Here is a 13,206-nt window from a genome sequence, read left to right on the forward strand (position 1 = left end):
ACCTTTGAGGTCTTCTCACCGCCCCTTTTTTGGGGCTAATAAGGCCCCGAAAGTCGCTCTCTATGGGCGCATTTTGCTGCTGACGGGTCAAAAGCAGCCAAAAACAGCCATTTCCAACAAGAAAGCCCATCATGAAACGCGTCGACGCCCACGGATTGAAGATCGCTCCCGTCCTGTTCGATTTCATCGCCAAGGAAGCTGCCCCGAAAACGGGGATCGCGCCGGATGCGTTCTGGGCCGGGCTTGCCGCCATCATCAAGGAGCTGGGGCCGAAGAACCGGTCGCTGCTGGCATTCCGCGACACGCTGCAGGCCAAGATCGACGACTGGCACCGTGCCAACAAAGGCAAGGCATTCGACCTCGACGCCTATACCGCCTTCCTGAAGGAGATCGGCTATCTCGTCCCTGAGCCTGCGACGCAGAAGGTCGAGACCGCCAATGTCGACGAGGAGATCGGCAAGATCTGCGGCCCGCAGCTCGTCGTGCCCCTCACCAACGCGCGTTACGCGCTCAACGCGGCGAATGCGCGCTGGGGCTCGCTCTATGACGCCTTCTACGGCACCGACGCGATCCCCCACGACGCTGCCGAGAGCGGCAAGGGCTACAACAAGGCGCGCGGCGACAAGGTGATCGCCAAGGCCAAGGCGTTCCTCGATACCGCCGTGCCGCTCGCGACCGGCAGCCACACCGACGTCACGGCCTACAGCGTCGTCGCGGGTCAGCTCGCGGTGAAGCTGAAGAGCGGCAACGCCACCGCATTGAAGAACGCCGCGCAGTTCGCCGGCTTCCAGGGCGATGCGGCGGCGCCATCCGCGGTGCTGCTCGTCAACAACGGCCTGCATGTCGAAGTGAAGGTCGACCGCAGCAGCGCGATCGGCAAGGACGATCCGGCCGGCGTCGCCGACATGATCATGGAGTCTGCGGTCTCGACCATCCTCGACATGGAGGACTCGGTCGCCGCGGTCGATGCCGAGGACAAGGTGCTGGTCTACCGCAACACGCTGGGCCTCATGAACGGCACGCTGTCGGCCGATTTCGAGAAGGGCGGCAAGACGCTGACGCGCTCGCTCAATGCCGACCGCAGCTACAAGACGCCAGACGGCAAGGGCGAGCTCAAGCTGCATGGCCGCAGCCTGCTGCTGATGCGCAATTGCGGTCACCACATGTTCACCGACGCCGTGCTGGACGAGAAGGGCGAGGAGATTCCGGAGGGCCTGCTCGACGCCGCCGTGTCCGGCCTGCTCGCCATTCACGACCTCAAGGGCAATTCCAAGGTCAAGAACAGCCGCACCGGCTCTGCCTATATCGTCAAGCCGAAGATGCACGGCCCGGACGAGGTGTCGCTGACCTGCGAGATCTTCGACCGGGTCGAGAAGATGCTGTCGCTGCCCGAGAATACGCTCAAGGTCGGCATCATGGACGAGGAGCGGCGTACCACCGTGAACCTCAAGGCCTGCATCCAGCGCGCCTCCAAGCGCATCATGTTCATCAACACCGGCTTCCTCGACCGCACCGGCGACGAGATCCACACCTCGATGGAAGCCGGCCCCATGATCCGCAAGAACGAGATGAAGGCGCAGGCCTGGATCAAGGCCTATGAGGACTGGAACGTCGACATGGGCCTGACCTGTGGCCTGCCCGGCCATGCCCAGATCGGCAAGGGCATGTGGGCCGCGCCCGACAAGATGGCGGACATGCTGGCGCAGAAGCTTGGCCATCCGCAGGCCGGCGCCACCACCGCCTGGGTGCCCTCGCCGACCGCCGCGACGCTGCACGCGCTGCACTACCACCAGATCAACGTCATCGCGCGCCAGGAGGAACTGACCAAGGGCGGCCCCCGCGCCAAGCTGTCCGACATCCTCACCATTCCGGTGTCGAAGTCGAACTGGGCCCCCGACGACGTCAAGCAGGAGATCGACAACAACTGCCAGGGCATCCTCGGCTATGTCGTGCGCTGGATCGACCAGGGCGTCGGCTGCTCCAAGGTGCCCGACATCCACGACGTCGGCCTGATGGAAGACCGCGCGACGTTGCGCATCTCCAGCCAGCATCTCGCCAACTGGCTGCACCAGGGCGTGATCACCGAAGCTCAGGTGATGGAATCGCTCAAGCGCATGGCGGTCGTCGTCGACAAGCAGAACGCCGCCGATGCCATCTACAAGCCCATGGCGCCCGCCTTCGACGGCGTCGCTTTCAAGGCCGCTTGCGACCTCATCTTCAAGGGGCGAGAGCAGCCGAACGGCTACACCGAATATATCCTCACCGCGCGCCGCCGCGAAGCCAAGGCCGACGGTTAGGTTCAGTCACTCGAATGGCAAAAGCCCCGGCACCCGCCGGGGCTTTTTTGTTGGACGAAACGTCGCGTCGCGCATCGGAACGGCCGCGCGCGCCTCGCGTTGTTCGGCCATCAACCAACGGGAGATGGTCATGGACTGGAATCGGATCGAAGGAAACTGGAAGCAGTTCAAGGGCTCGGCCAAGGAGAAATGGGGCAAGCTCACCGACGACGACCTCAGCTTGATCGAGGGACGCCGCGAGCAGCTCGAGGGCCGGCTCCAGGAACGCTACGGCAAAGCCAAGGACCAGGTTCGCCAGGACGTCGACGACTGGCTGAAATCGCTGCATTGAAGCAGGTACAAACCAAGCCCCGGCTCACGCCGGGGCTTTTTGGTTCGGCACAGCGACAAGCGCCTCCGCTAGAACACCGCGAGATATTTCAGCAACGAGACGATACCGATGATGATGACGATCACGCGCGCGATCTGTTTGGCGCGGCCGTCCATCGGCAACATGTTGATGAGATAAAGGACGAGAATGACGACAAGAAAAGTGACGAGTACACCCACCAGCATCGCGAGACCCCCTTCAGGCAAATTGCGACCGCTGCTCTAACGCGCGTCTCGGGTCCTGGTTCCATCACTGCAACCCGCTGCAATGTCTCGCGAATATGCACTTGTCCGACTGGCTGCAGGCGACGTCGGCCGGAATTCAGGCTCCGGGGCGCCGCGAACGCGGGCTAGCGCGGCAATGCAGCTAACGCCACCCTACTCCTTCGCCACCACCGGCACCTGGCGGAATTTGGCGCGCACCGAGTCCGGCAGCGGCGAGAAGTTCATCGCGACACCACCGCGCTCGTTGGCATTGCGGCTGGCGACCACGAGGCCGTCGGCGCCGGCGACGATATCACCCTTGCGTAAGGTAGGATCGTCCTCGACCTTGACCGATGCCAGCCCGGCCGGATCCTTGCCGTTGCAGGTGCAGCCCGCGACGATCTCGTTGCGATAGCGGAAGGCGTTCGGCAGGCTGGAATAGGATTTTCCGCTGTCCGTGGTGGCGTCGTCGATATTGCTGCCATAGACCAGCGAGGTTTCGGAAGCCGGACAGAAGCTCTTGCAGGATTGCACCTTGCTCTCGGCGTCGTTGCCTTGCGCCGGGAAGTAGCGGCCATCGCAGCTACGCACGCAGTAGGCTGTGCCCCCGCCATAGGCGGCCCGTTGGCGCGGCACATCGTAACGCGGCATGTCGTCATGGGGAAACGGCGCCCGGATTTGCGGAGGTCGGCCCCCAAACGCGCCGAACAGCGCCGAGAAGAAATCTTGCGCTTGTGCCGGCGACGTCAGCGCAAGTCCGGAGAGAGCAACGGCGAGCATTGCCGTCGTACCAGGGGCCAGTTTGCGGATCGAGCGTTTACTCATGTGACCTCACTGAAGCCTAGTTCACGGACGACGCCGATATATTCAGCGCCTGCCGCCCCGGGGGCATCGCCGTCACCACCGGGCGCTTGCGCATGGTGTCGCCGCCCTTGGCCATCAACGGCGCGTTCTTCGGCAGCACCACGACCTTGGCACCGACATTGACGCGGCCGAACAGGTCGATGACGTCCTCATTGGTCATGCGGATACAGCCGGAGGATACGAACTTGCCGATGGTAGAGGGATCGTTGGTGCCGTGGATGCGGTACGCGCTGGAGCCGAGATACATCGCACGAGCGCCGAGCGGGTTGCCGGGACCGCCGGCGACGAACCGCGGCAGATAGGGCTGACGCGCGATCATCTCGACCGGCGGATGCCAGTCCGGCCACTCCGCCTTGCGGCTGACGCTCTGCACGCCGGACCAGGTAAAGCCTTCGCGGCCGACGCCGACGCCATAACGGATCGCACGGCCGTTGCCGAGCACGTAGTAGAGATAGGTATTGTTGGTGTCGATCACGATGGTGCCGGCCGGCTCGCTGCGGTCGAAGCCGACGATCTGCCTGCGCAGGCGATCGGGCAGCTGGGTATCCTCGTCAGCCGCCTGCGGCGCCTCGTCCACGTAGCCCTGCGAATAATCCTGGTCCTGCGGGTACGCTTGCGGCTGCATCGGCACATAACCGAGGGTTTGCCCGCTCGCGCCGCCGAAGGGCACCGCGGCCAGAGCAGCTGCGAAGGCGAATGCGGCGACGGCGCGCGGCGAAAAGCTGCGACGGATTGCAGAGAACTTTGTCATGTGCTGCCCCGTTGGATGTGTGCATCAGGGTGATGCGCGTCCCAGTGAACTCCGCAGATGCGATCCAAGTTCCGGCGCGGTGCGCGGCAGCCTTGTCACAGTCAAGCGAGCGCGTGTTCACGAAGCCGCGATGGAACCGACCCGATGCTCACGCATTGTCAATCAGTCAATGGGCGCGCGGATCGAGGCTTCCGTGCGGGAGAGAGATTGTGCGCGTCCTTCCCAGTGAACGTCTGATTCCGGGCAACGGCGAAGGCGAGCCGCTCCCCGAGAGACATACCGAGCTACCGCCGGTCATCCGCCGCACCGAATTTGTCGCCTTCGCGCTCGCTGGCTTGCTCCTGATTGCCGTCGTCGCCGTGCTCTATCTCGGGAGGGCGTTCTTCCTGCCCGTGGTGATGGCCTTCGTCACCGGTACGATGCTGTCGCCGGCTGCGAATTTCCTCGAGCGATGCAAGGTGCCGCGCGGGCTCGGCGCCGCCCTGATCGTGATCGCGGTGACCGCCGTCGTTGCCTTCATTGTCGCACTGATCGCTGCTCCCGCCATGGAATGGAGCACGCGCCTGCCGGAACTCGGCGCGCAGTTGAAAGACAAGCTGCACGTGTTCGATCGGCCGCTGGCGCTTTGGCGTGAGCTGCAAGGCATGGTCGGCGGCTCCGAGGGGTTTCCCAGCATTCACATGCCGAAGGTGGAGTGGGTGCAGCCCACGCTGGAATACCTGTCGCCGACCTTTACCGAATTCCTGCTGTTCTTCGTCACCCTCATCCTGTTCATCGCAAGCTGGCGCGACCTGCGGCGGGCGGTGATCATGACTTTCAGCGATCATGAGGCGCGGCTGCGTACGCTCCGGATCCTCAACGAGATCGAGGTCCATCTCGGCAATTACCTGTTGACCGTCACCATCATCAATGTCGGCGTCGGCGTCGCCACCGGGATCATCTGCGCGCTCACCGGCATGCCCAATCCGGCGGGGCTCGGCGCGCTGGCGGCAACGCTCAATTTCATCCCGATCATCGGGCCCATCGCAATGTTCGTGGTGCTGGTCGTGGTGGGGCTGGTCGCCTTCCCGACCATCAGCGGCGGCCTCATGGCGGCGCTCGCCTTCGGCGGCCTCACCTTCCTGGAAGGACACTTCATCACCCCGACCATCATCGGCCGGCGGCTGGCGCTGAACGCACTTGCGGTCCTGCTTGCGCTGGCATTCTGGACCTGGATGTGGGGCCCGATGGGCGCCTTCCTGTCGTCGCCGCTGCTGATCGTCGCGCTGATCCTCAAGGAGCATCTGTTGCCGGCGGATGCGCCGCAGCTGCCGCAGGACTGACCGGTTTCCGCGATCGGAACTTCCCCGACGACGAAACGTTCTCCGGCTATCTCAGCCGTCAACAGTGCGGAGCTCCTGATGTCCATGCCCAATGCCGAAGCCGGGATGAGAGACTGGACCGACAAAGCCACCAGAGAACGCCTCGAGAAGGATGTAGCAGCCGTGAAAAGCGATATCGCCGCCCTCACCGACCAGATTACCGACGCGCTCAATACCTTCGCCAATTCCACCAGCAAACAGGCCCGCCGAGGCTATCGCCAGGCCCGCGAGAACGTGGACTCCGCGATGGACGACATGTCGGAGCGCGGCAGCGCAATGATGGGCGCGGCCCAGGAGGCCTACGGATCGATCGAAGAGACGCTCGAAGACGCGATCACGCAGCGCCCGCTCGCGACCGTCGGGCTCGCGCTCGGCATCGGCTTCCTGATCGGCGCCGCCTGGCGCCGGTAGGCAGCGCAAACGGATATTGAGACGGCGGCGCTACCGCGCCGCCGATGGCGGCCTGTGGACGATTCGGCTTGTGGGGATTTGAGGAGCAAGGCCATGTTTCAGCGCATCATCGACGGGATCAGTGCGTCCACCGGCACGACTGTGCGGCTGACCTCCCTGGCCGCGGGCGCGGCGTTCGCGCTGTTCATCACCACCTGCTTCCTGTGCGCGGCGGCGTTCATCTCGGTGCTCAACAAGTATGGTCCGGTGCAAGCCTGCCTCGCGGGTGCTGGCGTCTTCTTTCTCCTGACCGTGGCCGCAGCGGTGAGCTACTGGGTCTACAAGCGGGAGCTGCGCAAGCAAGCCCAGATCGCGGCCGAGCGGGCCGCGAAGTCGGCGGCGCAAAGCATGCTCGCGGATCCTATGCTGCTCGCCACCGGGCTCCAGATCGTTCGTGCCATCGGCGTCAAGCGGCTGCTGCCGATCCTGGCGATCGGCGGCGTCGCCCTCGGCATCATGGCGAGCCGCGCCGGCGTGTCCGACGAGGTATCGGCCGAACCGGCCGAGTAACGGTCCGATCGGGTTAGAAATTTCGTTACAATTATTGCATGCAGACGGCGCCGCTCAATTTGTCGCCATGCGGCGGGAATGCCCCCGCTCACGCAAACGCTACTCGGATGGGCAGGCGGTTGCCGGTAAAAGCATCACCCTGATTCCCAAAGCTATTTTACTCAATGAAACCTTCCGTCAAGGCGAACCTCTCCGCATTCCAGCACGACGCCAGGCTGTACTTGACGCTCGGCATCGCCAATTGGTCGATTTTCGTCGACCATATCCCGAACAACGTCGTCAACCTGCTGACGCTGCGCAACTTCGGCTTCAGCGGCGCCGCCGATTTGTTCGTATTCGTGGTCGGCTATGGCGTTGCCATCATCCACGGCCGGATGGCGCTGGAGCGCGGCTACATGGTCGCGGCGACGCGCATCTTCCGCCGCGTCTGGCGGCTCTATGCCGCCTATGTCGTGCTGTTCGTGATCTATATCGACACCATCGCCTATGTCGCCTCGCAGTCGATGGCGCCGGAAATCATCCACCAATACAACATCTCGGGAATTCTCGAGCACCCACTGCGCATCCTGGTCCGCGGCCTGGTGCTCCAGGAGGAGCCGCTGAACCTCGACCTGCTGCAACTGATGATCCCGTTGATGGCCTTCTTTCCATTTGCACTGTGGGGCCTGTTGCGGCGGCCGAACGTGACACTGGCGGCATCGGTCGCGCTGTATCTCGCCGCACGCTGGTTCGACTGGAATTTCCGGGTCTATCCGGACCAGGAGTGGACCTTCAATCCGCTCTGCTGGCAGATGCTGATGGTGCTCGGGGGCTGGTTCGCCGTGACAGGCGCGCCCGGACGCGCGTTACGCGACATGCCCTGGCTGCGGATACTGGCCGGGACCTATCTCGTGTTCGCGATGGCCGTCACCTTGCTGCGCCGTTCGCCGGAACTGTCCGCTTATTTGCCGGACCTTGTGCTCGACAGCATCGCGCCGACGGACAAGGAAAATCTTGCACCCTATCGCGTGGTTCACTTCCTCGCGCTCGCCTTCCTGGCGACCCATCTCATTCCAGCCGATCACCCCGGATTGCGGCTGAAGCCGCTCCAGGCGGTCATCAGATGCGGCGAGGAATGGCTCGCCGTGTTCTGCGTCGGAGTGTTCCTGTCCTTCGCCGGCCATCTCATCCTGATCACCAGTGCCAATCTGATGGTGATGCAGGTCGTGGTGAGCCTCGCCGGATTCGCCGCCATGACCGCAGTGGCCTACTACGTCGCCTGGTCGAAATGGCAGGATCTGCCCGCCGCTTTGCGGCAGCAAGCCTAGCCGGTCGCGATTCCGCTAGGTTGACCGTCGCGGCTGCGCTATCCCGGAACGGCAGCGGATTGCGCGAGGGAGATCGGGCGTGGTGACGGCGAATGGCGGGGGTGACGGGGCCGACAGCGCTCCTCGGCGCGGCCGGCCGCGGTCGATCGAGACCAGCAACGCCATTCTCGAAAGCGCCTACACGCTGATGGCGTCCACCGGACTTGCCGCCACCACCATCGACGCGGTCGCCCGCCACTCCAGCGTCTCCAAGATGACGATCTACAAATGGTGGCCGTCGCGCGAGGCGCTTTTGATCGACGCCTTTCTCCAGCATGCCGCGCAGATGCTGCCGCTGCCCCCGGCGAGTTACGGCAGCCCCGCGGCGCGCACTCGCCGCCATGCGGCGGCCTACGCCGAAGCGCTCCAGGGCGAGTTCGGCAGGGTTCAACTCGCCGTCATCTCCGAATGCATTTCCAAGACGGGCTCGGCCGAGTTGTTCTACGCCCGCTATCTGCAATTCCGTCGCGACGCGCTGGTGGAGATGATTGCGGCGGGCCAGGACGACGGCAGCATACTGGCCGAAGGCCCGGCTGAGGATCTCTACGACGCGATCTACGGCGGCCTCTTCTATCGCTACGTCTTCGGCATCGCGCCGATCACGCCTGGCTACGCCCGCCATCTGGTCGACGTCGTGTTGCGGCCGAAACCTTAGCCGCACGACGTTTATCGCGCAGGCCTCACCGGGGCCGAGATCCTGTCCGTGCGATCGCGTTCGGTCATGTCGACCACCGTCTCCATCGGTGCGGTCAGCTCATAGACGTAGGAGGCATCGGTGAAATAGCGCTTGGCCGTACCGCCGAGCGCCTCGGGGGCGACACGGTCGAGCAGGATCAGCCCGAAATCGGAATCGGGACGGCGCGTCGCCTCGCTGGTGTTGAGCTCCTCCCAGCGGAAATGGAAGACCTCGTCAGTCCCCTCGCCCGTCACCGTCCAACTGGCGGTGATGTGCGGATGCTTTCCGACCAGCGACAGTCCCTCGTCGGAATGCGAGGCCAGTTCGAAGAACAACAATGAGAGGCTCTGCGCCGCGCGCGCGCTGACGGCGATGTCGGGACCGGTCACGGCGATGCGATCGGCATGCGGAATGGCGCGTGCCTCGAACAGGCCCTTCAGCTTGACTCCCTGCCATTGGCTCTCGCTGAGCAGAGAAACCACGTTCGACATGGCGTGGATGCGACCGATCAGGAGCTCTCGGGCGACGTCGATGTCCGAGCCGTGACGCAAGGTTCGCGTCACGATCGACTGGATGACCGCAAGGATGTTCTTGACCCGGTGGTTGAGCTCGTCGATCACTGCGGTCAGTCGGCGCTCGAAGCCGATTCTTACCTGGATTTCCCGGCTGAGCCTCAGATTGTTGTAGGCAACATAGCCGAACAGCCCGCAGACCATCGCAGTGATCGCAAAGCCGATCGCCGCCACGATGATTGCGGTCTGCTCGGCACGGCGCAGCGAGTTGGTCTTCGCGTAGTAGCCGAGCTGCCAATCGCGGCCACCGAAGCTCACGGTGCGCGTTGCCGACGGCGCCGGTCCGTCCACCAACGCCCTGCGCGTCGAAACCACGCCTTGGTCGTTGGCGATCAGCTCGCCGCCTTCCTTGCGCGGATCCCTGAGCGCGACCGAAAACAACGACATGTCGTCATTGGTCAGCATCAGCGAGGCGAGCTCGTAGGAGAACGTAACGAACCCGGCCGGCTCGGTTGCCCCCTCGGGAACGACGGGCGCGGCCACGATGACGCCGACCGGCCCGTTGGCGTGCAACAGCGGAACCGGATCCGAAGCCACCGACCTCTTCTCGATCCGGGCGCGCGTCAACATGGCGCTGCGAACCGGGTCCTGATCGTAACTACGGCCCGGCAGGGCCTTGGTCTCGTCGCTGCGCGGCTCGAGATCCAACAGCACGTCGATCGGTTGCGTGATCTCGGCGGGATTGATCGGCTTGTCGTCATAGGTGCGGATCTTCGGATTCGGGAAGCCGGCGCCGCCAATGGCAGCCTGCGCCGCCGTAAGCTCGTTCGGCTTCAGCCGGGCGATCCAGCCGGCCACCACGAAATCCGTCTTGAAGGCGTAGATGGCCGAGCGCAGCGGCTCCAGCATGTTCGGCTTGATCACGGATGGCGTGCGGAACAGGCCTGAAGCGACGCGTGCGAGCAGCTCGCGCTCGGTGAGTCGATCCTGGACCAAACTGGCGTGAACGTCGATCGCACGCGCGAGCGCGATCCGATCCAGCGCCAGCTCCTGATCGTGGACGCGATAAGCCGCAAGCCCCGAGAGCAAGACTCCGAGCAGAGCAATGAAACCAATGATGAAACCCAGCCGGACCACGCGACTACTCAGGCGAACGCTGGAGGTCGGCAATAAACAACAAGCATATGAACGCCGTTCGAACGGCCACGTGCCGAAACAGGGTGGACCCCAGTGGCAGAGATAATGGAGGAGGAGACATCGGTACGCAACTTCGGTCGCCTGAAAAGCTTAATCGGCCCGGCCGAGGGTCTGGCGGGGATGGACTGCCCAGCGCCGGAGGTAATCAATCGCCGTGTCCGAAATTTGTTCCGCAGGTGCGGCGAGCCCCCAACGTTAACGACGAAAAGCGCATGCGCCAAGTCGTCGCGCCGTCAGCCGGCCCGTTTCAAACCGCCTTTGGCCTCGATGAAGCCGACGATGCGGTCAAGCCCCTCGCTCTTCTTCAGGTTGGTCATGACGAAAGGGCGCTCGCCGCGCATGCGCCTGGCATCCGTGTCCATCTTCTCCAGGGAGGCGCCGACATGGGGGGCGAGGTCGATCTTGTTGATGACCAGAAGGTCGGACCTGGTGATGCCGGGGCCGCCCTTGGACGGGATCTTGTCGCCGGCGGCGACGTCGATGACGTAAATGGTCAGGTCGGCCAGCTCCGGGGAAAAAGTGGCAGCGAGATTGTCGCCGCCAGACTCGATCAGCACGAGATCGAGCCCGGGAAACTTGGCGCGCATGTCCGCGACCGCGGCGAGATTCATCGAGGCATCCTCGCGGATCGCGGTGTGCGGGCAGCCGCCGGTCTCGACGCCGGCAATGCGGTCCGGCGTCAGCGAGCCCGAGCGCACGAGGAACTCCGCATCCCATTTGGTGTAGATGTCGTTGGTGATCGCAGCGATGTCATAGCGTTCGCGCATGGTCTTGCAGAGCAGGTCCATCAGCGCCGTCTTGCCCGATCCGACCGGGCCGCCGACGCCAACACGCAAGGGGCCGTGAGATTTCGACATGGATTTTGCTCGCTCTCGATGGGTTGAAGGCCGCCTCGCTCTCACGATCGAAACAGCCTGGTATATTGCGTCTCGTGCCGCAGGCTGGCGAGATCGGCGCGGAAGGTCGCGCTGCCGAGATCATCCAATATCGCATTCAGTGCACGATTGGCGGTCGCGGCCACAATGGCTTCCAGCCTCACCAGCACGCGCTGGCTGTCGGTCTGGCCGAGCGGGATGAGCCGGCTGGCCGCGGAAATCCAGTTCGAGACCAGCGCATGCAGGAAGGCGTGAAGCGTCGGCGCCAGCGGCACACCGTGCTTGGCCGCGACCACGCCGACCGCGACCGGATAGACCAATGGCGTGCGGCATGCCGCAACCATGGCATCCAGGCCGTCGGCATCCCACGCGGCGCGGGTGATGTCGATGAAGGCGCGGCCCTGCGAGCTCGTCTCCAGCTGCCGCTCGCGCGACGGCACGAAAGCAGCAGCGAGCTCTGCGATATCGTTCAAAGTGACCTCATCGCCCGCCTCCGTGGCGCGATAGGCATGGACCAGAAACGTCGCATCGCAGAAGCCGGAGCCGTCGCAGAGCATCGCGTCGAGCCAATCCGCCAGCGTCGCAGTATCCGTGATGTCGCCGGCCTCGACCGCCCATTCGATGCCGCTGGAGTAGGAGAATCCGCCGACCGGGAATGCGGGCGACAACCAGGTCATCAACCGGTACAGCGCCGCCGCCTCGCGCGCGGCGAGGTCACCGGCGCCGACCGGCTCATTTGTGGTCATGAGCATGCGTGTGGCCGTGGTGATGATCGGGATGGTCGCAATGTTCGTCGTGGTGATGGTGGTGATCGTGCCCATGGTCATGCGCGGCGTGATCATGGACATGATGATCGTGGCCGTGATGATCATGGTGATCGTGATCATGACGATGGCCGTGATCGTGATGCGCATGGTCATCGTGCCCTTGCGCGTGGCCGGCATCGGCATAGGCGCCGCCTTCGGGATCGAACGGCGCCTCGATCTCGATCACACGCGCGCCGAGCCCCTTCACCATGGCTTCGATGACGTGGTCACGGCGGATGCGCAAGGCTTTGGCCATGATCTGCGTCGGCAGATGACGATTGCCGAGATGCCAGCCGACGCGGATGAGATGGTGCGGATCGTGGCCGCGGATCTCGAGCAGCGGCTCGGGCGCCGCGACCACCTCGACCAGCCTTCCGTCCTCCAGTACCAGCGCATCACCGCCGCGCAGCGCGACGGCGTGCTCCAGGTCGAGCAGGAATTCGAGCCCCCGCGTCCCCGTCATCGCCATGCGGCGGCGGTGCCGATCGTCGAAATCGAGCACGACCGTATCCGCCGGCGCTTCCGTAAAGCGGTGCTGTCCCTTAACCTGCGTCGCCCGGATCATGCGCTTTTACCCTGTTACCGTGTCTCGACCTTCTCGGGCGTGATCACCTCGATCTTCGGCGGCGCGGTGAAGCACTTCACCGCGACCCGACCGAAGGTCTTCATGTGTTCCATGGCACGATGAGGCACCAGCGCCTCGGCATTCTCCCATTGCTCGACGAACACCATCTTGCTGGGGTCGGTGACGCTCTCATGCATGTCATAGGCGATATTGCCGGGCTCTTTCCGCGTCTCCTTGATGCAAGCGGTGGCGGCTGCAATGAATTCGGCGCGCGTTTCGGGCTTGATGGTCAAGGTGGCAACGACGTAGATCACGAGAAATCCTCCCGGCTTTTCTTCTGGGTTACGATACCGGGCGGGACATTAGACCAGGCGGGATCGAACGCAACAGCGGAAAGGCCATCCTGGACGCCGGCCAGGACAT

At 64.0% G+C, this 13,206-nt stretch carries 16 protein-coding genes; 7 read left to right on the forward strand and 9 right to left on the reverse strand.

From position 1 onward, the window contains the following. Positions 1 to 131: 131 nt before the first annotated feature. Positions 132 to 2,297 carry a malate synthase G gene (locus ACFDR6_RS01235; protein WP_375857115.1) on the forward strand — a complete coding sequence of 722 codons (2,166 nt, stop codon included), beginning with the start codon at positions 132 to 134 and terminating at the stop codon, positions 2,295 to 2,297. Between the two features lie 6 nt (positions 2,298 to 2,303). On the opposite strand, the gene ACFDR6_RS01240 is transcribed toward ACFDR6_RS01235, so the two are convergent. Further along, entirely contained in the window at positions 2,304 to 2,429 is a 126-nt protein-coding gene (locus ACFDR6_RS01240; protein WP_375857116.1) for a hypothetical protein, read from the reverse strand. Between ACFDR6_RS01240 and ACFDR6_RS01245 the strand changes: the two genes are divergently transcribed. Further along, entirely contained in the window at positions 2,428 to 2,628 is a 201-nt protein-coding gene (locus tag ACFDR6_RS01245) for a CsbD family protein (RefSeq protein ID WP_164718867.1), read from the forward strand. The two genes, ACFDR6_RS01240 and ACFDR6_RS01245, sit on opposite strands and share 2 nt — an antisense overlap. 68 nt (positions 2,629 to 2,696) lie before the next feature. Here the strand turns inward: ACFDR6_RS01245 and ACFDR6_RS01250 are convergent, their stop codons facing one another. From ACFDR6_RS01250 to ACFDR6_RS01260, 3 genes are all read right to left on the reverse strand, one after another. Further along, positions 2,697 to 2,852, reverse strand: coding sequence for a Thivi_2564 family membrane protein (locus ACFDR6_RS01250; RefSeq protein ID WP_008546817.1), 156 nt, complete (start codon positions 2,850 to 2,852; stop codon positions 2,697 to 2,699). A gap of 192 nt (positions 2,853 to 3,044) precedes the next feature. Further along, on the reverse strand, positions 3,045 to 3,695 hold the full coding sequence (locus ACFDR6_RS01255; protein WP_375857117.1) for a DUF2865 domain-containing protein: 651 nt from the start codon (positions 3,693 to 3,695) through the stop codon (positions 3,045 to 3,047). Positions 3,696 to 3,711: 16 nt separating this feature from the next. Then, positions 3,712 to 4,485: a L,D-transpeptidase gene (locus ACFDR6_RS01260; RefSeq protein ID WP_375857118.1), complete on the reverse strand. Its 774-nt coding sequence runs from the start codon at positions 4,483 to 4,485 to the stop codon at positions 3,712 to 3,714. A 209-nt stretch (positions 4,486 to 4,694) separates the two neighbouring features. Here ACFDR6_RS01260 and ACFDR6_RS01265 point away from each other — a divergent pair, with 209 nt between their 5' ends. The 5 genes from ACFDR6_RS01265 to ACFDR6_RS01285 all read left to right on the forward strand — a co-directional run bounded on the left by ACFDR6_RS01265 (position 4,695) and on the right by ACFDR6_RS01285 (position 8,807). Further along, positions 4,695 to 5,807 (forward strand): AI-2E family transporter, encoded by a 1,113-nt coding sequence (locus tag ACFDR6_RS01265; RefSeq protein WP_375857119.1) that lies wholly within the window; start codon positions 4,695 to 4,697, stop codon positions 5,805 to 5,807. 78 nt (positions 5,808 to 5,885) lie between these two features. Beyond that, positions 5,886 to 6,257, forward strand: coding sequence for an ElaB/YgaM/YqjD family protein (locus ACFDR6_RS01270; RefSeq protein WP_212087921.1), 372 nt, complete (start codon positions 5,886 to 5,888; stop codon positions 6,255 to 6,257). A 93-nt stretch (positions 6,258 to 6,350) separates the two neighbouring features. Further along, positions 6,351 to 6,806, forward strand: a complete 456-nt coding sequence (locus tag ACFDR6_RS01275; protein ID WP_317241161.1) for a hypothetical protein — start codon at positions 6,351 to 6,353, stop codon at positions 6,804 to 6,806. A 164-nt stretch (positions 6,807 to 6,970) separates the two neighbouring features. Then, the gene (locus tag ACFDR6_RS01280) at positions 6,971 to 8,113 is read left to right on the forward strand and encodes an OpgC domain-containing protein (RefSeq protein ID WP_375848077.1); all 1,143 of its coding nucleotides are present in this window, start codon (positions 6,971 to 6,973) and stop codon (positions 8,111 to 8,113) included. Between the two features lie 79 nt (positions 8,114 to 8,192). Then, positions 8,193 to 8,807, forward strand: a complete 615-nt coding sequence (locus ACFDR6_RS01285) for a TetR/AcrR family transcriptional regulator (protein WP_375857120.1) — start codon at positions 8,193 to 8,195, stop codon at positions 8,805 to 8,807. A gap of 11 nt (positions 8,808 to 8,818) precedes the next feature. On the opposite strand, the gene ACFDR6_RS01290 is transcribed toward ACFDR6_RS01285, so the two are convergent. The 5 genes from ACFDR6_RS01290 to ACFDR6_RS01310 all read right to left on the reverse strand — a co-directional run bounded on the left by ACFDR6_RS01290 (position 8,819) and on the right by ACFDR6_RS01310 (position 13,097). Then, complete coding sequence (locus ACFDR6_RS01290; protein ID WP_212087911.1) at positions 8,819 to 10,477, reverse strand: CHASE domain-containing protein; 1,659 nt, start codon at positions 10,475 to 10,477, stop codon at positions 8,819 to 8,821. Between the two features lie 293 nt (positions 10,478 to 10,770). Beyond that, entirely contained in the window at positions 10,771 to 11,394 is a 624-nt protein-coding gene (ureG, locus tag ACFDR6_RS01295) for an urease accessory protein UreG (protein WP_008131868.1), read from the reverse strand. A gap of 41 nt (positions 11,395 to 11,435) precedes the next feature. Further along, the gene (locus ACFDR6_RS01300; protein WP_212089071.1) at positions 11,436 to 12,164 is read right to left on the reverse strand and encodes an urease accessory protein UreF; all 729 of its coding nucleotides are present in this window, start codon (positions 12,162 to 12,164) and stop codon (positions 11,436 to 11,438) included. After that, positions 12,145 to 12,783, reverse strand: coding sequence for an urease accessory protein UreE (locus ACFDR6_RS01305; protein WP_375857121.1), 639 nt, complete (start codon positions 12,781 to 12,783; stop codon positions 12,145 to 12,147). The genes ACFDR6_RS01300 and ACFDR6_RS01305 overlap by 20 nt, the downstream gene beginning before the upstream one ends. Positions 12,784 to 12,797: 14 nt before the next feature. Continuing rightward, positions 12,798 to 13,097 (reverse strand): putative quinol monooxygenase, encoded by a 300-nt coding sequence (locus tag ACFDR6_RS01310; RefSeq protein ID WP_024340528.1) that lies wholly within the window; start codon positions 13,095 to 13,097, stop codon positions 12,798 to 12,800. Positions 13,098 to 13,206 lie beyond the last annotated feature (109 nt).

This window comes from Bradyrhizobium tunisiense (assembly GCF_042263385.1).
GTDB lineage: Bacteria > Pseudomonadota > Alphaproteobacteria > Rhizobiales > Xanthobacteraceae > Bradyrhizobium > Bradyrhizobium tunisiense.